This is a genomic window from Prevotella sp. P6B1, from assembly GCF_000702825.1.
Lineage (GTDB): Bacteria > Bacteroidota > Bacteroidia > Bacteroidales > Bacteroidaceae > Prevotella.
In genome coordinates this window covers 153,860-173,291 of sequence record NZ_JNKF01000010.1, presented here as the reverse complement: position 1 = coordinate 173,291, position 19,432 = coordinate 153,860, and the positions used below count along the sequence as shown (strand labels likewise).

18 protein-coding genes and 1 tRNA gene are annotated in these 19,432 nt (G+C 46.5%); 2 read left to right on the top strand and 17 right to left on the bottom strand.

From position 1 onward, the window contains the following. The first annotated feature begins 6 nt into the window (after positions 1-6). Entirely contained in the window at positions 7-300 is a 294-nt protein-coding gene (locus tag T495_RS0101690; RefSeq protein ID WP_155993384.1) for a hypothetical protein, read from the top strand. On the opposite strand, the gene T495_RS16005 is transcribed toward T495_RS0101690, so the two are convergent. The 4 genes from T495_RS16005 to T495_RS15725 form a co-directional block, all read right to left on the bottom strand. After that, entirely contained in the window at positions 257-433 is a 177-nt protein-coding gene (locus T495_RS16005; protein ID WP_197020319.1) for a hypothetical protein, read from the bottom strand. The two genes, T495_RS0101690 and T495_RS16005, sit on opposite strands and share 44 nt — an antisense overlap. A 55-nt stretch (positions 434-488) precedes the next feature. Beyond that, entirely contained in the window at positions 489-2,465 is a 1,977-nt protein-coding gene (gene gyrB / locus T495_RS0101685; protein WP_013063082.1) for a DNA topoisomerase (ATP-hydrolyzing) subunit B, read from the bottom strand. Between the two features lie 159 nt (positions 2,466-2,624). Then, positions 2,625-2,879: a 30S ribosomal protein S20 gene (gene rpsT / locus T495_RS0101680; protein WP_013065333.1), complete on the bottom strand. Its 255-nt coding sequence runs from the start codon at positions 2,877-2,879 to the stop codon at positions 2,625-2,627. A gap of 152 nt (positions 2,880-3,031) precedes the next feature. Beyond that, positions 3,032-3,103: transfer RNA gene (locus T495_RS15725), tRNA-Glu, on the bottom strand. Between the two features lie 158 nt (positions 3,104-3,261). Between T495_RS15725 and recO the strand changes: the two genes are divergently transcribed. Then, positions 3,262-3,987, top strand: coding sequence for a DNA repair protein RecO (gene recO / locus T495_RS0101675; protein ID WP_033147364.1), 726 nt, complete (start codon positions 3,262-3,264; stop codon positions 3,985-3,987). 9 nt (positions 3,988-3,996) lie between these two features. On the opposite strand, the gene ftsZ is transcribed toward recO, so the two are convergent. The 13 genes from ftsZ to mraZ are packed head-to-tail and all read right to left on the bottom strand — an operon-like array spanning position 3,997 to position 19,415. Next, positions 3,997-5,337 (bottom strand): cell division protein FtsZ, encoded by a 1,341-nt coding sequence (ftsZ, locus tag T495_RS0101670; protein WP_033147363.1) that lies wholly within the window; start codon positions 5,335-5,337, stop codon positions 3,997-3,999. 14 nt (positions 5,338-5,351) lie between these two features. Continuing rightward, entirely contained in the window at positions 5,352-6,806 is a 1,455-nt protein-coding gene (gene ftsA, locus T495_RS0101665) for a cell division protein FtsA (RefSeq protein WP_028903015.1), read from the bottom strand. 14 nt (positions 6,807-6,820) lie between these two features. Continuing rightward, entirely contained in the window at positions 6,821-7,573 is a 753-nt protein-coding gene (locus tag T495_RS0101660; protein WP_028903016.1) for a cell division protein FtsQ/DivIB, read from the bottom strand. 21 nt (positions 7,574-7,594) lie between these two features. Then, positions 7,595-8,971, bottom strand: coding sequence for a UDP-N-acetylmuramate--L-alanine ligase (gene murC, locus T495_RS0101655; RefSeq protein ID WP_028903017.1), 1,377 nt, complete (start codon positions 8,969-8,971; stop codon positions 7,595-7,597). Between the two features lie 6 nt (positions 8,972-8,977). Beyond that, positions 8,978-10,084, bottom strand: coding sequence for an undecaprenyldiphospho-muramoylpentapeptide beta-N-acetylglucosaminyltransferase (gene murG, locus T495_RS0101650; protein WP_197018803.1), 1,107 nt, complete (start codon positions 10,082-10,084; stop codon positions 8,978-8,980). Positions 10,085-10,117: 33 nt separating this feature from the next. Further along, complete coding sequence (locus T495_RS0101645; protein WP_028903019.1) at positions 10,118-11,365, bottom strand: FtsW/RodA/SpoVE family cell cycle protein; 1,248 nt, start codon at positions 11,363-11,365, stop codon at positions 10,118-10,120. A gap of 3 nt (positions 11,366-11,368) precedes the next feature. Further along, a complete protein-coding gene (murD, locus tag T495_RS0101640) occupies positions 11,369-12,700 on the bottom strand; it encodes a UDP-N-acetylmuramoyl-L-alanine--D-glutamate ligase (RefSeq protein ID WP_028903020.1) in 1,332 nt (443 codons plus the stop codon). Positions 12,701-12,708: 8 nt separating this feature from the next. Beyond that, positions 12,709-13,980: a phospho-N-acetylmuramoyl-pentapeptide-transferase gene (locus T495_RS0101635; RefSeq protein WP_028903021.1), complete on the bottom strand. Its 1,272-nt coding sequence runs from the start codon at positions 13,978-13,980 to the stop codon at positions 12,709-12,711. 11 nt (positions 13,981-13,991) lie between these two features. Then, positions 13,992-15,443, bottom strand: a complete 1,452-nt coding sequence (locus tag T495_RS0101630; protein ID WP_033147362.1) for a UDP-N-acetylmuramoyl-L-alanyl-D-glutamate--2,6-diaminopimelate ligase — start codon at positions 15,441-15,443, stop codon at positions 13,992-13,994. Positions 15,444-15,466: 23 nt separating this feature from the next. Next, on the bottom strand, positions 15,467-17,587 hold the full coding sequence (locus tag T495_RS0101625; protein ID WP_033147361.1) for a penicillin-binding protein: 2,121 nt from the start codon (positions 17,585-17,587) through the stop codon (positions 15,467-15,469). A 9-nt stretch (positions 17,588-17,596) separates the two neighbouring features. Further along, on the bottom strand, positions 17,597-18,034 hold the full coding sequence (locus tag T495_RS0101620; RefSeq protein WP_051522992.1) for an FtsL-like putative cell division protein: 438 nt from the start codon (positions 18,032-18,034) through the stop codon (positions 17,597-17,599). A 14-nt stretch (positions 18,035-18,048) separates the two neighbouring features. After that, positions 18,049-18,963 (bottom strand): 16S rRNA (cytosine(1402)-N(4))-methyltransferase RsmH, encoded by a 915-nt coding sequence (gene rsmH / locus T495_RS0101615; protein WP_028903025.1) that lies wholly within the window; start codon positions 18,961-18,963, stop codon positions 18,049-18,051. Next, a complete protein-coding gene (gene mraZ, locus T495_RS0101610; RefSeq protein WP_028903026.1) occupies positions 18,960-19,415 on the bottom strand; it encodes a division/cell wall cluster transcriptional repressor MraZ in 456 nt (151 codons plus the stop codon). Before mraZ ends, rsmH begins: the two co-directional genes overlap by 4 nt. Between the last annotated feature and the right edge of the window lie 17 nt (positions 19,416-19,432).

Genomic DNA, 19,432 nt, shown 5'->3' with positions numbered 1-19,432 from the left:
AAAATAGTGAAAAGAATATATTTATTAGGCTCGATGGCGCTGTTGGTCATCATACTCTTATCGGGTTGTCATTATACCGGCAACAAATATTATTACCACGAGCTCGACAAGATTGATCATCGGCATAATCGTGACTTAGCTCGAAAAGAACTGGCCCAACTTAAAGGACAGGCGGATAATTGTGTCGACTATGTGAAGCATTATTATATGCTGTTGACCCTTGAGATGAACAACGATCTGTCACCCGAGCGCAACTTCAAGACTGCTGATGAAATAATTGAGACATCTGACCATAGATAGGTATCAGGGTGTTGTAGTCGCAATCACTACTTGTAGTATCTGCATTTTCGATGGCGGTATAGTATGCTTGTAGAGCTTGTGGTGCCTCGCCCATATCGGCATACACTCTGCCCTGCAGGTAATATGCCAGCATTCCCGCTCCAAGGTGTGAAGCGGGAATGCGTAGGGTTTTATTTTATAACGTGATATTATGCGTCGATATTGGCGTATGTGGCGTTCTTCTCTATGAACTCGCGGCGTGGTTCTACATCGTCGCCCATCAGCATTGAGAAGATCTCGTCGGCCTCGGCAGCGTTCTCGATGGTAACCTGCTTGAGCAAGCGGTTCTCTGGGTTCATGGTAGTCTCCCAAAGCTGCTCTGGGTTCATCTCACCAAGACCTTTGTAACGCTGGGTGTGCAGGCCCTTGTCGTCGCCGTTACCAGCTACATACTTATCGATGAATGCCTGGCGCTGCTGCTCGGTGTAGCAGTACTCTGAGGTCTTCTTATAAGTACACTTGTAGAGTGGTGGGGTAGCGATGTAAAGGTGACCGCCCTGGATAACCTGTGGCATGAAGCGATAGAAGAGTGTCATGATCAGTGTGTCGATGTGAGAACCATCGACGTCGGCGTCGGTCATGATGATAATCTTATCGTACCGCAACTTATCAATATTGGCATCCTTTGAGTCCTCGCCGTCAACGCCGAAGCGTACACCGATACTCTGGATAATGTTCATAACCGACTCGGCTTCGAACACACGGTGCCACTGTACCTTTTCTACATTCAGAATCTTACCACGCAGAGGCAGAATGGCCTGGAAGTGACGGTCGCGACCCTGCTTGGCAGAACCACCGGCCGAGTCACCCTCGACGAGGAAAATCTCACACTCCTTAGGATCCTTGTTTGAGCAGTCGGCCAGCTTACCAGGCAGACCACCACCAGTCATAGGATTCTTACGCTGTACACTCTCGCGGGCCTTGCGGGCTGCAATACGTGCTGTAGCGGCCAGAATAACCTTCTCGCAGATGGTATGAGCCTCTTTGGGGTTCTCCTCCAGGTAGTTGGTCATTGCCTCGCCTACGGCCTTCTGTACGGCACCGTTCACCTCGCTGTTACCAAGCTTGGTCTTGGTCTGACCCTCGAACTGAGGCTCAGCTACCTTTACAGAGATGATGGCGGTAAGACCCTCGCGGAAGTCGTCCTGGGCTACCTCGATCTTGGCCTTCTCAATCTGCTTGCGCAGCTGATCATCCTCGTCGGCATACTTCTTAAGTGTACGGGCCAGGGCGATGCGGAAACCAGTCAGGTGGGTACCACCCTCGATGGTGTTGATATTGTTAACGTAAGAGTGGATATTCTCTGAATAATCGCTGTTGTACAGCAGGGCAACCTCAATGGGTACACCATCTTTCTCGGTCTTCAGGCAGATAGGATCGCCGATGATTGAGGTGCGGTGACGATCGACGTAGCGAACGAACTCCTTGAGTCCCTCCTTGGCATGGAATACCTCGGGCTGACGGAGGTTACCCTCCTCATCAGGACGCAGGTCGGTAAGAGTGATGGTGATACCGGCATTAAGATAAGCCAGCTCGCGCATACGCTTAGCGATGATGTCGTACTTATATTCGGTAGTAGTGAAAATGCTGCCGTCGGGCCAGAACTGCTGGCGGGTACCGGTCTTATCGGTATCGCCTACAATCTTTACGTCGTAGAGGGGCTTACCCTTCTCGTACTCCTGCTGGTAGATGTGACCGTTGCGGAATACCTGCGACATCATGTGGGTAGAGAGCGCGTTTACACAGCTTACACCTACACCATGCAGACCTCCTGATACCTTGTATGAGCCCTTATCGAACTTACCACCGGCGTGGAGTACTGTCATAACCACCTCGAGGGCGCTCTTGTGCATCTTCTCGTGCTCATCTACAGGGATACCACGACCATTGTCCTGAACGGTGATTGAGTTATCCTCGTTGATGGTTACCTCGATGTGGGTACAATAGCCAGCCATGGCCTCGTCGATAGAGTTATCAACGGTTTCGTTTACCAGATGGTGGAGACCCTTCTCACTGATATCGCCAATGTACATAGCAGGGCGCTTACGTACAGCTTCCAAACCCTCGAGTACCTGAATGTTACTCGCGGAGTAGTTTTGTTCTTGGTTCAGTTGTTCTTCTGTCATTATTTTAATTCTTCAATTTTTCAATTCTCGAAATTTACCATTTTGGTTGCAAAGGTACAAAAAAAAGTTCAGATAAACATAGTTTATCTGCTAAAAAACTGAAAAAAGAAAGCCGCAACCCTCTTGGGGTTACGGCTTGTACTTATTGTTGGGTAAATATTATCCCAGCTTGTTAACGTGCAGTGCAAGGCTTGACTTCAGGTTTGCGGCCTTGTTCTTGTGGATAACGTTGGTCTTAGCCAGCTTGTCCAGCATCTTCTGTACCTTGGGGAACAGAGCTACAGCCTCTTCCTTGTTTGTTGTAGCACGGAGCTTGCGAACTGCGTTACGCATAGTCTTTGCGTAGTAGTGATTGTGAAGTGCTCTTTTCTTCTCCTGACGGATTCTCTTCACTGATGACTTGTGATTTGCCATGTTTTTAATGAAATTAAAATTGTTAATATAAAGCTTATGGGTCTTACGTCGTTAAGGCTGCCCTGGGCGGGTTCTTGCGAACCCTCCGTCACCTTATCCCATCCTTACTGGTTGGTAGCACATGGCTGTGCAGATGACAGATTTAAATTTTGTAGTCCCTAGGAGAGTCGAACTCCTCTTTAGAGAATGAAAATCTCTCGTCCTAACCGATAGACGAAGGGACCATCGCGTAAAATGCGGGTGCAAAGATACTGCTTTTTTTGAACTTTGAGCTTTGAACTTTGAATTTTATGGCTAAATTTAATAATTATTAACCAAATGCTCTGAAAAAGTTCAAAGTTCAAAGTTCAAAGCTCAAAGTTTCTTATTACCTTTGCACCGTATGTTGACGAAAACTCAGGCTGTTGTGCTGCATGCCATCAGGTATGGCGAGACGAGATTGATTGTAGATATGTTTACCAGATCGTTTGGTAGACTGGCGTTTATTGTTAGCATACCAAAGACTTCGAAAGGAAAAATGAAAAAACAATTCTTTCAGCCTCTAACCTTGTTAGAAATCGAAACTGATATGCGACCTAATATACAGTTGCAGAAGTTGAACGATGTGAGGTTGATGAGCCCGTTTTTCTCTATCCCTTTTGATCCGGATAAGTTGGCCATCTCCTTATTTGTGGCTGAGTTTTTGTATTATGCGTTACGGTCAGAGCAGCGTAACGAACCTCTCTATGACTATCTTGAAACTAGTATACTTTGGTTAGATGGTCAGCAGTCGCGTTTTTCTAACTTTCATCTGGTATTCTTGTTGAGGTTAACACGCTTCTTGGGGTTTTATCCCAATATGGACGACTATGCGAATGGCGATTATTTCGATTTGCGAGAGAGTGTATTTGTAAGGAATCCGCCAGTGCATCGTGACTTTTTGCATCCGGAAGAGGCACAGAAGGTGCAGTTGATAATGCGCATGGATTTTCCTACGATGCATTTGTTCAGAATGTCGCACCAGGAGCGCAATCGCCTGTTGGAGATATCTCTAAAATATTATCGACTCCATCTGCCGGATTTTCCAGAAATGAAGTCGATAGAGGTATTAAAAGCCTTATATCAATAAGGTGCTGATTTACATAAACTTGATAGTTCCCTGAATGGGTTCGTGTATATCCTGTGAAGGTTCATCGATGTTTACAACCTCGTCGATAATACTAGCTTGTGAATTGATGCTGTCCAGTATTTCGCGTGTACGCTTATAGGTTGGTGTCTGTTCTACTGCTGAGATGACATCATCGTTGTCAAGATCCTCTGGGCGGAACAGATAGATGTTTGGACGACGCTTATAGCGCTTGGTAGCACCTTCTCCACCATAGTAGCGATTACGGCGATCTTGACGTTCAGCTGCTTTTTCCTGTTCGGCTGCGATGCGGTTGATGTCCTCCTGACTGTGCTTTTTGAGGTGCCCGTTCATGCCGTCGACATTCTCAATACCGAATCCTGTAGCAAGAATCGTAACCTTAACCTTTTTGCCCAATTCAAGATCGGTGGCAAGTCCCCACTTGATTTCGAAGTCGTTGCCGAACTTTGCCATAAAGTCGTTCACGTCGTTCATCTCCTCCATCATGAGCGATGACTGACCATCCTTAGAACCTGCAAATGAGATGGAGAGCAGAATTTTCTTGGAATTGAAGATGTCATTATCATTGAGTAATGGCGAATTCAAAGCGTCTTCAATAGCTTTCTTTACACGGCCTTCGCCTTCGCCATAACCTGTTGACATGATGGCTACTCCACCATCCTTAAGAACGGTCTTTACGTCGTTGAAGTCGAGGTTGATCAGACCATGAACGGTGATAATCTCTGCAATTGACTTGGCGGCGATACTCAGTGTGTCGTCTGCCTTGCCAAAGGCATCGAGTACAGATAGCTCTGGATAGATTTCGCGGAGACGTTCGTTATTGATGACCAGTAACGCATCTACATGCTTTGACATTTCTTCAACACCGTCGAGTGCCTGGTCAATTTTGCGATCGCCCTCGAAACGGAAGGGAATGGTGACAATGCCAACCGTAAGAATGCCTAATTCTTTGGAAACACGTGCAATGACAGGAGCTGCGCCAGTTCCCGTTCCACCACCCATACCTGCTGTGATGAATGCCATACGAGTGCCATCGTTCAACATCGATCGGATGTCCTCAATACTCTCTTCGGCTGCTTGACGTGCCTTTTCTGGTTTGTTGCCTGCCCCAAGTCCTTCCTTACCCAACTGGAGATGAACGGGTACAGGCGAATCGTTTAGTGCTTGATTATCGGTGTTGCAAAGCACGAATGTTACATCGTGAATGCCTTCACGATACATGTGGTTAACAGCGTTGCCGCCACCGCCTCCAACACCAATCACCTTGATGATGCTATGTTCCTTCTCCGGTGAACCGAAGTCCAGAATATCCATATTCATATTGTTCTCCATAATCTTCTTTGTTTTTAATCTTCTTCTTCGACAATCGACTTACCAAATTTCAAGAGACCTTTCTTGAACTTGCTCCAAGTGCTATTCTCCTTGCGGATACGTGCTTCTTCCTCTTGCTGGCGACGCTCTTCTTCCTGTCGTGCACGCTCTTCCTCTTCCTGCTGACGACGGCGCTCCTCTTCTGCCTTCTGTTTCTCGGCCTCAGTGCGTATAACACCGGCTGGAAGGTCGGTCGTCTGGCGGGCTGGGCGCTGATCGCTAATAGGATGATTCGTGGTTTTATTGAGCTCGGGGAACAAATTGCCGTTGGGGTCGTAGGCATCGCCGGCGCAGTTGATATCACCTTTTGCCAAAAGACCTAAAACTGTGTTCATCATACCATTACGCGACTTAATCTCCTCATTGTTTGTGTTGATAGTCTGCGAAACGAACTTAGCGATGCGGATCTTGTCAACATGGGTGTGATTCATGAAGGCCTTCTCAATGTTCTTCATGTTTGAACCACCACCAGTCAGGATGATGCCGCCCAACAGTTTATCGTAATATTCAGATGGAATCTGATACCAGACATTTTCGATAATTTCTTCCAAACGTCCCTCGACAATCTCTACGAACTTTCGGCTCTCTACCTGGCGCTCGGGGTCGATGGAATACTTCAGATCGTTATCAATTTCGTTGTTGTCGGTATAGGCAGAGCCATATTTTAATTTCATCTTCTCAGCATCGCTCTCTTCCATCTGGAGGGTGGCGATATCCTTAGTGATATTGTTACTTCCGAGAGGAATAACAGCAAGGTGGCGCAAGATGTTCTTAGAGAAAACAGATACGGTGGTAGTGTCGGAACCCAGATCGACAAGTGCACAACCTGAACGCTTTTCAACTTCTGTCAGTACACTGTCGGCCAAAGCTAATGGTGCTAGATACATTTCGGCAACATTGATACCGGCAGTTTCAAAACATACATTCAGGTTGCGATAGAAGGCTTTGCGCTCTAAAATGTTCAAAAAGTGACCTTCAAGATGTGTAGCCTGGATACCTACAGGATCCAGTTGAAACTGTGCTCCTACTTTGTATTCCTGTACGGCAGCATCGAGGATTTCCTGATCCTGATAGGTCATATTTCGGTTTGCATCCATCAGTTCTATGATCATATCCTGAGTGATAATGGTTTCTTCCGGCAGGTCTTTGGTAACTACGTTCTTTACACTCCTGATAGACTGCCCTCCCACACCAACGTAAACTTGTGTGATTTGTGTCTTGAGCTGATTCTCCAGCTTCTTAATGATGCTGGTTAGGCATTGTGCGGTTTTGTCGATATTGTAAACCACACCTTTTCGGATGAACGAAGAAGACTCTTCTTTGACAACAGCGAGTACGTTGATGCTGCCGTCGAGATTCTTCTGTCCTGCGATTCCGGTTACTTTGGATGAACCGAGTTCAATTGCTACAATAAATTCCTTTGCTGCCATCTTTTATAAATGATTTATCTGTTGTTTCTTTTGCATATAATCTGGTTGTTGAATTCCACGTTGATATAGTTGTATTTATTCCACCCCGCCTTGTTCAGACCATAGATATAAAACTTGCGTAGACGCTCAAGTTTGGTGTCGATGTTGGTTGGAGAACCAAGGTAGACAATATGGTCACCTACGCGTGGCACCATCTCAAGTGTACCGTTTGCCAATATATTGAGCTGTACTGTCTGGTTGCGCCAGAAGCTATTGCTGACGATGTGATTGGCAATCTTCGACAGGGTGTTCTGGGCATATCTTTTGGTGATGTGACCTGTGGCTATCAGGATATCTGTGGCGTAACCTGCCTCGGGCATAATGTTGCCATGATTGTCAAGATAGTAATTGTCACCATTGTCGCCCATAATACGGATAACGGGAATTCGCTGCTTGATACTGATGCATACGTGTCCGCTTAATGTTTTATAGCACTCGGCTTTCTCGACAAACGGACTCTTCTGGAGGGTCTCTTCCATCTTTCTGGGAGAGATCGTGTTCATGGGTTGTAATAGTGGATATATTCTTTGCTGTGTAAGCATCTTCTTGACTTCATTAGGATTCAAGAAACCCTCCATCGACTCCTTTTCGATGTCGATTTTTACCTCTGTGCACGTTTTGGCCATGGCCTCGTCGGGGTCATTGAATGCAGTGATAGCGAGGATCAGGTAGATGCCAACGAGCACGTTGCAGGCTACGATGAGGGTTTGTCTCCAATTAAAAGTCATGGGCTGTCTATTCAAAGAAGATTACATTTTCTCATTGAGAATCTTGGTGATTTGAGGGACTTGATTGTCGAGGTCGCCTGCACCAAGTACAATCAGCACTTCGAAGTCGTGACTCTTGATGTAGTCGAGAACGTCGGTCTTTTGAATCATCTCTTTCTTGACACCAGGCTTCAGGTTATCATAGATGAGTTGAGAAGTGACACCATCAATGGGTAATTCGCGTGCTGGATAAATCTCGGTTAGGATAACTTCGTCGAGCTGGCTCAGCGCATCAGCGAAATCCTTGTAGAAATCGCGGGTACGAGTATAGAGATGTGGCTGGAAAATGGCAGTGATATGCTTGTCCTTATACAGCTCACGGATGCTCTTAGCGCTCTGATAGATTTCTTTGGGATGATGTGCATAGTCGCTTAGGAAAACCATCTTACTGGTTTTGATTTTGAAGTCAAAACGACGGTCAACACCTCCATAGGTCTGCATGCCATACTTCAATTCTTCGGCTGTGCAACCATTAAGTTGTGCCATAGCCATTGCTGCGATTCCATTTTCGATATTGATAGGTACGGGCTGACCTAACTGTATGCCTTTGATACTCTCGATAGGAGAAATGAAATCGAAGGTTATCTCGCCATTCTCAATGTGGATGTTCTCTGCGTGAAAATCACCTTCGTCGAGGCTATAGTCATAGCGATGAACATCTGGCTGGATGTTCTCTTTCATCTCCAAGTCGCGATGGATAATAAGCGCGCCACCTGGCTGAATAAGTTCTGTATAGTGACGGAAGCTTTCCAGATAAGCCTCTTTAGTTCCATAGATATCCAAGTGATCGGGATCAGTAGATGTGATGACGCTCATCCAGGGACGGAGCCAGTGGAAAGAGCGGTCAAACTCATCGGCTTCGATTACAACGTAGTCCGAGTCAGACAGGATATAGTTGGTGCCATAATTCTTGGAGATACCCCCAAGGAAGGCGTTACAGTCCAGATGGCTCTGATGCATGATGTGAGCACACATAGTAGAGGTTGTGGTTTTACCATGGGTTCCTGCTACACAAAGACCTTTGTGGCTCTTTGTGAGTGTGCCAAGTACTTGGGCACGCTTCTGAATTTCAAAGCCATTTTCGCGGAAGAATGTGAGTTCCTTATGCTCAGCGGGGATGGCAGGTGTGTAGATAATCAGGCACGACTCCTTCTTTTTGCACTCGTGTGGAATTTCGTCTACATTCTCTTCATAGTGGACGAGCATACCTTCGGTCTCAAGTCTCTTAGTGAGGTCGGATGGTGTTTTGTCGTAGCCGGCTACAACTAGACCTTTCTTAATAAAGTAGCGGGCGATGGCACTCATGCCGATGCCACCGGCTCCTACAAAATATACTGCTTTGATGTCTTTTAATTCCATAATTCTTTATTTTCTTTCTGCCAGTTTGATGACTTCTTTTGCAATGATGTCGGCTGAATTGGGCAGTGCAAGTTTCAATACATTCTCGCTGAGCGACTGGAGCTTCTGCTCGTCGGCAACAGTCTTGATGGCCAGTTCAAGTAGTGTGGCAGGAGCTTCTGCATCCTTGACGTAGATTGCTGCATCGCGATTAGCCAGAGCCAAAGCGTTCTTGGTCTGATGGTCTTCGGCTACATTAGGACTTGGTACAAGGATTACTGGCTTGCCGATGAGGCAGAACTCTGATATACTGCTGGCGCCAGCACGACTGATAACCAGATCGGCAGCCTTGTAAGCGGCACCCATATCTGTGATGAAATCGGTAATCACAAGATTGGGGATATGCTCTCCCTTCATTCGCTCTGCTATCTCTGCGCTATAGTATTTACCTGTCTGCCAGACGAATTGGGCATCAGAGGCCTTAATGAGATCGAGGTGCTGCAGTACGCTTTCGTTGATGGTACGTGCTCCTAAACTGCCGCCTACCAGTAGGATGGTTTTCTTGGCAGGATCCAAATGAAATGACTTGATGGCATCTTCGCGTGAGACCTTGGTGTCGAGTAAGGCCTGACGAACAGGGTTGCCAGTCAGGATTATCTTTTCTGCAGGGAAGAAGCGTTCCATGCCCTCGTAGGCTACACAAATCTTTTCGGCTTTCTTTGCTAAGAGCTTATTGGTGACGCCTGCGTAGGAATTCTGCTCTTGTATAAGACATGGAATGCCCATCGTGGCAGCTTTATTCAATGTAGGGCCGCTGGCATAGCCGCCAACTCCCACTGCTACCTGCGGTTTGAAATCTTTGATGATTTGTTTAGCCATACGCTGACTTTTCCATATCTTATATAGAACCTTAAAGTTCTTCAGAAGATTCTTGCGATCAAAACCACAGATGGGCAGACCTTTAATGTCGTAGCCTGCAGCCGGTACACGTTGCATCTCCATTCGACCAACTGCGCCCACAAACAGGATTTTTGCATCGGGACGAAGCGCCTTGACGGCATTTGCTATAGAAACTGCAGGGAAAATATGCCCTCCAGTGCCTCCTCCGCTAATGATGACTCTCAGTTCTTCCATATCTATTCTTCTTATTGCGTGCAAAATTACAAATTATATTTCTTTTTCTGCTATTTTTGCCTCCCTTTTTTTCGCTGAACGGCTAACACTTAATATAACACCGATGTAGGCACAGTTAATAATGGTGGAAGTACCACCTTTACTGATCAATGGGAGCGGTTGACCTGTTACAGGCGCTATGCCCACAGCAACAAGCATATTGAAGGCTGCCTGGATGACCAGTAACAGTGCTAATCCCATGGCTAGAAATGCTGGGAAATTGTTCTCACACCTACTGGCGATACGTGCCGTGCGATAGAGTAGCACGATATAGAGGAATACTACACCTGTGGCGCCGAGAATGCCCAACTCTTCGATGACGATGGCAAAGATGAAGTCGGAGAATGCCTGTGACAGGAAGTCGCGTTCTACCGACTGCCCAGGGCCTTTGCCAATAATGTTGCTCGATACGATGGCGATGTTGGCATGAGCTACCTGAGCGTCCTTGTCAAGGTCGTATTGGTCGGGCGTTATTTCTTCTTTGTTCGAGAATTTCTTGATACGTGATTTCCAAGTGTCAGCACGGTGCAGCAATTTTTCAAGTTTGCTCTTCTCCTTTGGAGCAGTTGTGACTTGTTCGGTGGATGCTTTGTCGACAGCTATACTGTTGTCATTTCCAACAGCCATAACCAAGAGTAGTCCGCAAAGAACTAAACCAGCGACAACGCCTGCTAATTTGATTAACTGAATAGCAGGTACACGGCCGATAATCATCATCAGATAGACTACTGAACATAAAAGGGCTGCAGTAGACAGGTTTTCGACCATGATAAGAAATGCTATCGGAACTACGATACACAGGATATATTTGAAAGCTTTTTTATCAGCTCCGTTCTCGCGTTGCATAGCACTAAGAATTTGGGCAGTCGCCAATACGATAGTTCCTTTGGCAATCTCTGAGGGCTGGAAGGTGAGTCCGAAGATATTAATCCATCGGCTGGCATCGCCAGTCTTTTCACCCGTGGCAAGTACCCAGAGTAGCAGGATAACTGTGATGATAAGCAAGAAAGGCGTCATCAGTTTGAAGTATCGGCACGGAATGTTAAGGGTAACTACTGCCACTACCGCGCCAAGGATGATGGTGATGGTGTGGAAAACAATCGGACCCATGTAATTCTGGCTCTTATACGTCAGGTTACTCGAGGCAGAGAATACCTCGACAATACTGATCATACAGAGGAAGAAAAATACCATCCAGATGACCTTGTCTCCTTTAAAGATGTTGCCTATTTTCTTGTTCATTCTTTACAGACTTCTTGCAATTGTCTTAAACTGCTCACCACGGTCCTCCATGTTCTTAAAGAGGTCGAACGAAGCACAGCAGGGGCTTAACAGTACGGTTTCGCCTGGCTTAGCCATCTCGTAGCAGGCCTCCATACACTCCTTCATAGAGTGAGTGTCGCGAACGGGGATACCTAAATGGTCAAAGTTGTCGTGCAACTTCTGGTTGTCGGCCCCCAGGTACACAATACCAGAGCACTTCTCCTTAACCAGTGGTTTGATGGGCTCGTAATCGTTGCCCTTGTCCTTACCACCGATAATGAGGATCACCTTGGTCTTCATGGCCTCAAGGGCATACCAGCAGGCATCGACGTTGGTGGCCTTTGAGTCGTTGATATACTGTACGCCACGCACGGTGCAAACCTTTTCCAAGCGGTGCTCAACACCAGGGAAGTCGCTCAGGCTCTTGCGAATCTCTTCCTTCTTGATACCAGCAATGTCGGCAGCAATGCCGGCAGCCAGCGAGTTGTAGATATTGTGCTTGCCTGTAAGACTTAGACTCTCCTGCTCCATGTTGAATGGCTCGGGCTTCTCAATCTTATACTGGCCCTCCTCGATATAACCAATCACGCCCTTCTCCTTCAGTTCAGAGAATGGGTACTGGATAGAGTGGATATCGTACTTCTCTAATTCGCGCTTGATGATGGGATCGTCAGCCCAGTAGATGAAGGCATCCTTATCTGTCTGGTTCTGGATGATACGCATCTTGGCATCCACATAATTCTGCATCTCGAAGTTGTAACGATCCAGATGGTCGGGAGTGATATTCAGCAGAATAGCGATATCGGCACGGAAATCGTACATGTTGTCGAGTTGGAATGAGCTGAGCTCAATGATGTAGTATTCGTGTGGATCCTCGGCCACCTGCAGCGCCAATGAGTTTCCGATGTTACCAGCTAAACCGGCATCGTAACCAGCCTCCTTAAAGATATGATAAATGAGCGAGGTAGTGGTGGTCTTACCATTAGAACCTGTGATACAGATCATCTTTGAATTGGTATAACGACCAGCAAACTCAATCTCGCTGATAATATGGATTCCCTTGGCAATGATCTTCTGAATCATGGGAGCGGTATCAGGGATGCCGGGACTCTTGATGATTTCGTCGGCATTCAGAATCTTCTCCTCTGTATGATGTCCTTCTTCCCACTCAATCTGGTGGTCGTCCATCAGCTTTTTGTACTTGTCGGCAATCTTCGACATGTCTGATACAAACACATCGAAACCTTCTTTCTTTGCGAGAACAGCGGCTCCTGCACCACTTTCTCCTGCTCCTAATATAACAATCCTTTTCATATATTTGTTTAACGCATCTTTAATGTAATGATGGTGATAGCGGCCAGAATAATTGATGTAATCCAGAATCGGATAGTAATCTTCGACTCGTGGAACGGACGATGAGGCCAGCTCTTAAGAATATATCTACTTGTAGCATCGAGCTGTGTGTCGAGCTTACGGAAATTGTCGTGGATAGGTGTAGCACGGAACACGCGCACACGTTGGCCTTTGTGTTTCATGAACTTAAACCACTGGGTTTGGATAATCACGCTCAGACTCTCAACGAAGAAGATGCCGCACAGGATGGGTAGCAGCAACTCCTTATGGATGATTACAGCGGCAACACCGATGATTCCACCGATGGTGAGCGAACCGGTATCGCCCATGAACACCTGAGCGGGATAGGCGTTGTACCACAGGAAACCAATCATGGCTCCGATAAAGGCACAGAGGAATACAACCAATTCTTCAGAGTGGGGAATGTACATGATGTCAAAATACGATGCATAGCCGATGTGCGACGATACATAGGCTAGAATACCCAATGCCACACCGATGATTGCGGAGTTGCCGGCACACATTCCATCCATTCCGTCGTTCAGGTTGGCTCCGTTGGATACCGCAGTTACCACCAGAATTGTCATCAGTACAAAGAGTACCCAGCCTGCAGCTACTTTATACTTGCCACAGAACGACATGACATTCGAGTAGTTCAGGTTGTGGTTTTTAATAAAGGGAATGGTAGTGTGAAGTGACTTAACAGCCTCCTTCTTGTGTTTAACTACAATTTCCTGATTCTGTTGTCTGACATTCACGTTCTCTCGTACCACAACATCTGGACTTAACCAGAGTGTTAAGCCGACGATGAAACCAATGCTCACTTGACCTACAATCTTGTATTTGCCTTTCAGACCATCTTTGTTGCGTCTGAAAATCTTGATGTAGTCGTCCAAGAGACCTAAGAATCCGAGCCAAACGGTGGTGATAACCATTAGTATGAGATAGGTATTGCGGATACGTCCGAACAGCAATACAGGTATCAGTATACTAATTATAATGATGATACCACCCATGGTTGGTACACCTTTTTTCTCTACTCCGAATGGATCGATGCTCGGGTCGCGCTCAGTCTCAAAGATGCTTCTGCGTTTCATCCATTTGATGAACTTCTCGCCGAACCATGCCGAGATGAGCAACGAGAGAATAAGAGTGAGTAGTGAGCGGAATGAAATATACGCCCACATGTGTGATCCAGGTATATCGTACTGGTCGAGAAATCTGAACAGATAGTATAACATAAACGATGGTATTATGAATTAAATATTTCCTTGACTACTTCTTTGTCGTCAAAGTGGTGCTTTACACCTTTAATTTCTTGATAGTCTTCATGGCCCTTGCCGGCAATCAGGATAACATCGCCCTTTTCTGCCAGCATGCAGGCAGTGCGGATAGCTTCACGACGGTCAACAATGCTCAGTACTTTTTTCATTTGTTTCTGATCGAGTCCGGCCAGCATATCGTTGATGATATCCTGTGGTTCTTCGAAACGTGGGTTATCAGAGGTAATGATGACTCTGTCGCTCTGTTTTACGGCTTCTTGTGCCATGATGGGGCGTTTGCCCTTATCACGGTTGCCGCCAGCACCGCAAACGGTGATAACTTTACCTTTGCCATTTAAAACCTCGTGGATGGCATTCAGTACATTCTCCAAGGCATCGGGCGTGTGAGCATAATCAACAATGGCGGTATAACCCTCGGGTGAGTGGATGGGCTCCAGTCGGCCGCTGACACTTTTCAGAGTACTGAGAATCAGTAAGATGTCTTCAGGTTTCTTGCCTAACATGACGGCGGCACCATACACGGCCAGCAGGTTGCTGACATTAAACTTGCCTATGAATTGTACGCCAACCTCTTTACCGTTGATGTCGAGATACATTCCCTCAAAATGGCACTCAATGATCTTTGCCTTGAAATCAGCCATCGTACGAGTAGAGTATGTCTTTACATTGGCCTTGCAGTTCTGTACCATCACCATACCATTCTTGTCGTCGGCATTGGTAATGGCAAAGGCATCTTTTTCAAGACCGTCGAAGAATGCTTTCTTGGCATCACGATAGTTCTCGAAGGTCTTGTGATAGTCCAGGTGGTCGCGTGTCAGGTTGGTAAACAAACCACCGGCAAACTTCAATCCGCCGATGCGTTTCTGAGCGATGGCGTGACTAGAACACTCCATGAAGGCATACTCGCAACCGGCATCGACCATCTGAGCCAGCAAGCGGTTCAGCTCGATGGGGTCGGGGGTTGTATGATCGGCAGGAATAGCTTCGTCTTCGATATAGTTACAAACGGTTGACAGTAAACCACATTTGTGTCCGAATTTGCGGAACATATTATATAATAAGGTGGCAATGGTTGTCTTTCCATTAGTACCCGTTACGCCTACCAGCTTCAGTTTTCTTGAAGGATCGCCATAGAATAGGGTGGCAACCTTTCCGACAGCGTCTTCGGTAGAGGCTACTTGTATATATGTGACTTCTGGGGCCAGTTTTTCTGGTATCTTCTCGCATAAAACAGCTGCTGCTCCCAATTCAATAGCTTTGGGGATGAACTTATGTCCATCCGTTACTGTACCTGGGATAGCAACGAATAGATGTCCCTTTTCAATGCGGCGGGAATCGATGTTTACTCCACTTATTTCCACCCCGGCATCACCTGTGATGTTGAGGATTTCTACATGTTTGAGTAATTCGTTTAATCTCATATTCTTATACCTTATTATATATATTAATCTAAAATTAGTTCGCACACCATGCCCTGCTTGACAGAGCTGCCGGCGTGGATGCTTTGTGACTTTACTTTTCCTCTGCCCTTCAGATGTGTCTTGATGCGACGACTTTCTAACAGGAATACAGCATCTTTTGCTCCCATTCCCGTAACATCGGGTACCACGTTTTTGCTAACCTCACGATTGCTGTTGTTGGAAACAGAGCCTTTCGCTTTCAGACTTGCCAGAACGAAGTTGGCAGCAGAGTTGTTGCCTTTCTTGACATCGGGAGTCAGCACAGATTCGGCGTCACGGGCATCGTCGACGCTACGTTTCAGGTTCTGGGCCATGACGCCTTCGGCGATATGATGGAATACTACACCGCTCATGCCGCCACCAGAGGCCGGTAGTCCTGATTTCTTTAAGCAGACGATACAGGTGTAGCGAGGATTGTCAGCAGGGAAGAAACCGGCAAAACTCAGCCAGTAGCGTGTCACACCTGAGTGATAGCTGCCATATTGGTCGGCAACTTGCGCAGTTCCTGTCTTTCCTGCAACCTTGAATGATCTTGAACCGGCTTTTTTACCCAGTCCTTGACTAACCACATGCTCCAATATGGTCTGCATGGTCTTGATGGTCTGTGGTTTGGCAATTCGCTCTTTTAAAACAACGGGCTCAAATTCCTTGATGACTTCGCCGTTCTTCATCAGTTGTTTTACGAAACGAGGCTGCATCATCTTGCCATCATTGGCGATGGCATTATAAAAGGCTACCGTGTTGATGGGAGCTATCTGGGTTTCATAACCTATACTCATCCAGGGGAGGGTTGTCTTGCTCCAATACTTTGATCTGTCGGTGGTTTTGGTGTCCGGCATGCGGATCATTGGTGTATGATAACCAACCAATGGTAACTTCAGGTCTTCGTGGATACCTACGCGATATAGACCTTCAACATACTTTCTGGGATTCCGGCCATAATACTTGTCGATGAGGTAGCTGACACCGATATTCGAGCTGACTTCCAAAGCACGGGCAACATTAATGGTGCCGTATCCGCCACGTCGCCAGTTATGATCTTTCATAGGACGTCCGTGCATTTCCATAACGCCACATCCGGTTGGAATGGTCATGGTGGTGTCGATTACACCATCGTCGAGGGCAACCAGGAATGAGGCAACCTTGAATACAGAACCTGGCTCGCAACGGTAGCTGATGGCATTATTCACCATCTCGTAATATTTTCCATCATTGCCACGGGTCATGTTTACAATGGCTTTAACATCACCGGTTTTAACTTCCATCAGAATGGCAACGCCCATTTCACCGTTGATTTCCTTCAACTCGTCGACCAATGCGCGTTCTGCTAAGTCCTGCATACTAACGTCGATGGTGGTCACAACATCTACACCGTCTTCAGGCGAGAGAACGGGAATATCCAAGTACTTGCTGAGAATCTTACGACGGTGCATCAAACCGTTCTTTCCACGAAGCAGGGTGTCTAACGATAACTCCAATCCGTTCTTAGCGCTATCTTTAGCTATATAGACATCGCCGATGGTACGTTGCGCCAATGTGCCGAATGGTTTGCGACGTGTGTTGTATTCTTCCCAATGGAAACCGCCTTTGTAGGTACGTTCCTTGAAGATCGGAAGGTTGTGTACTTCGCAGAATGTATTATAGTCTATACGACGACGCAGAATGTCCCAATGGCGAGAACCTATTGTGCCATTTTTCTGAACCTTATGTTTTCCTTCCAGAAGATGTTGTTTGAATTCTGCTGCCGACTTCTGTGGGAATATCTGATTCAGCTCGTAGCAAATGGTGTCGATGTTGGCTGCCCAGATAGAGTCGCGGTTACGCTTGCCGATAGAATCGTCTGCGCTGGCTTGAAAGTCCATAAACACCTTGTATTCTGGTATGCTACTGGCCATCAACTGACCGTCGCAACTTAATATGTTACCACGATTCGGTTTTACAGTAACACTGTCGCGCTTCAGTCGAGATGCTACTTGAGTCCAATAATCCTTCTTGGCGGTCATGATGTACATGGCCTTGCCAATTATGGCAAAACCAATCAGTGTGAGTACTACTGCGATTGCGAAGTAGCGAGGCATGACCTTATCGTTATTGAACTTACTCATCTTGTATTCTTATTCTGGTATATTTATTATATATGGTGGCTGGTCTGAAATGTGTAACAGACTGTCTTTATTTTGCTTCAGCGCGTCAAGCACGTGGCTCTCACGGCATTTCTCTGTCAGTGTGCTGGAACTGGATAGTGCCTTGTATTTGGCATCGAGCAGTTCCTTTTCCAGCTTGTCGATGGCAATCAGGTCTTGCTGACACTGGTATCTGGAGGCAACATAGACGATGGTGAACACAACAATCAATACGCACAACCATATCTGTTTGCGTACCATTTCTGCAGTCAGGAAGTCGCCACCAAGAATGGTCCTGAGATTCAAGGACGGGGTTAGCTTGGGGTCTTCCTCCTTAACTTTCTCCTTGATCTTCTGGATGGTCTTCTTGGCTTGTTCCTTCACGTCAGAAGTTTCGGCCAATAATTCTATATTGTCTTTATTCTCCATCTGTTCTCTCTTTGTTACAATCTTTCTGCGATTCTCAATTTGGCACTTCTGCTGCGTGGGTTCTGCTGCTGTTCCTGGTCACTGGGTACAATAACTTTGTTGTTGACCAGGCGGAAAGGTGCTTCAATGCGTCCGAAGAAATCTTGTTTGATCTTACCTTCTACGTTGCCGGCCTTCATCATGTTCTTGACGATGCGGTCCTCGAGCGAGTGATAGGTGATAACTGAAAGGCGCCCACCTTCACCAAGCATGTCCTTTGCTCCATACAGCATTTCTTTCAGAGCATCCATCTCGTGGTTGACTTCTATGCGAAGCGCCTGAAACATCTTAGCCATCTCCTTTTTCTCTCTTTCCCGCTGAAACAGTTTTTCAGTGATGCTCATGAGGTCGCCTGTGGTCTCTATCGCTTTCTCGCTGCGCGCCTTAGCGATGGCGGCTGCGATTCTTTTGGCATTTTTCAGTTCTCCGTAGATGTAGAAAATATCTGCTAACTGCTCCTCGCCGTAGTTGTTAAGCAGCTCGGCTGCTGTAGCTCCAGCACGCTTGTTCATTCTCATGTCAAGTGGTGCATCGAATCTGAATGAGAAACCACGCGTTTCGTCATCAAAGTGATGACTTGATACCCCTAAATCAGCGAGCAAACCGTCGATATGGTCTACTCCGTAGTAGCGCATCCAGTTCTTCAGATATCTGAAGTTGCTCCTGACAAAGGTGAAACGTTGGTCGTTGACAATGTTCTTTTCTGCATCAGGGTCTTGGTCAAAACTGTATAAATGTCCGTTCTTACCAAGTCGACGCAGTATTTCCTTGCTGTGTCCGCCTCCACCAAAGGTTACGTCAATATAAATGCCGTCGGACTTGATGTCAAGTCCGTCAATGCTCTCGTTGAGGAGCACGGGTACATGGTATGTCTCTGCTGTGGTTATCATAAGGAATCACAGTTATTCATGATGTTCTCAAGTTCGATGCCGAATTCTTCTTCGCTCTTCTGTGTTAACTTCAGTCGTTCGGGAGCCCAGATCTCAATCGTGTTGTCCATGCCGATGAACTGGATGTCTTGGTCTATCTCTGCAGCTTTAAGCAGACGCTTTGAGATGAGGAAACGACCATTGCCATCAAGGGTTACAACCTCGGCTTCTGATACGAACTGACGGAAAATCTGTTGGTGTGCTTGCTTCCATGGACTTAACTGCGACTTCAGTAAATCCAGTCGCTCGTTCCATACGCTTTCAGGATAGAGTACCAGACAGTTCTGGAAAACGTCCTTCCTGATTACCAGGTTTTCCTCGCCAGATGCCTGCAGCACCTTGCGGAAAACGGCTGGGAGGAAGGCTCTTCCTTTAGCGTCGGTTTTTGCCTCTATATTACCTATAAAACGCATACGTACCTATTTAATAA

Bases quoted from the DNA above. Each gene is read 5' to 3' on its own strand.
- mraZ (WP_028903026.1), bottom strand. From the start codon at position 19,415: ATGCGTTTTATAGGTAATATAGAGGCAAAAACCGACGCTAAAGGAAGA.
- rsmH (WP_028903025.1), bottom strand. From the start codon at position 18,963: ATGATAACCACAGCAGAGACATACCATGTACCCGTGCTCCTCAACGAG.
- T495_RS0101660 (WP_028903016.1), bottom strand. From the start codon at position 7,573: ATGACTTTTAATTGGAGACAAACCCTCATCGTAGCCTGCAACGTGCTC.
- murD (WP_028903020.1), bottom strand. From the start codon at position 12,700: ATGAAAAGGATTGTTATATTAGGAGCAGGAGAAAGTGGTGCAGGAGCC.
- T495_RS0101630 (WP_033147362.1), bottom strand. From the start codon at position 15,443: ATGAGATTAAACGAATTACTCAAACATGTAGAAATCCTCAACATCACA.
- gyrB (WP_013063082.1), bottom strand. From the start codon at position 2,465: ATGACAGAAGAACAACTGAACCAAGAACAAAACTACTCCGCGAGTAAC.
- T495_RS0101645 (WP_028903019.1), bottom strand. From the start codon at position 11,365: ATGAACAAGAAAATAGGCAACATCTTTAAAGGAGACAAGGTCATCTGG.
- murG (WP_197018803.1), bottom strand. From the start codon at position 10,084: ATGGAAGAACTGAGAGTCATCATTAGCGGAGGAGGCACTGGAGGGCAT.
- rpsT (WP_013065333.1), bottom strand. From the start codon at position 2,879: ATGGCAAATCACAAGTCATCAGTGAAGAGAATCCGTCAGGAGAAGAAA.
- ftsZ (WP_033147363.1), bottom strand. From the start codon at position 5,337: ATGGAGAACAATATGAATATGGATATTCTGGACTTCGGTTCACCGGAG.
- ftsA (WP_028903015.1), bottom strand. From the start codon at position 6,806: ATGGCAGCAAAGGAATTTATTGTAGCAATTGAACTCGGTTCATCCAAA.
- T495_RS16005 (WP_197020319.1), bottom strand. From the start codon at position 433: ATGCTGGCATATTACCTGCAGGGCAGAGTGTATGCCGATATGGGCGAG.
- T495_RS0101625 (WP_033147361.1), bottom strand. From the start codon at position 17,587: ATGAGTAAGTTCAATAACGATAAGGTCATGCCTCGCTACTTCGCAATC.
- recO (WP_033147364.1), top strand. From the start codon at position 3,262: ATGTTGACGAAAACTCAGGCTGTTGTGCTGCATGCCATCAGGTATGGC.
- T495_RS0101620 (WP_051522992.1), bottom strand. From the start codon at position 18,034: ATGGAGAATAAAGACAATATAGAATTATTGGCCGAAACTTCTGACGTG.
- T495_RS0101635 (WP_028903021.1), bottom strand. From the start codon at position 13,980: ATGTTATACTATCTGTTCAGATTTCTCGACCAGTACGATATACCTGGA.
- murC (WP_028903017.1), bottom strand. From the start codon at position 8,971: ATGGAATTAAAAGACATCAAAGCAGTATATTTTGTAGGAGCCGGTGGC.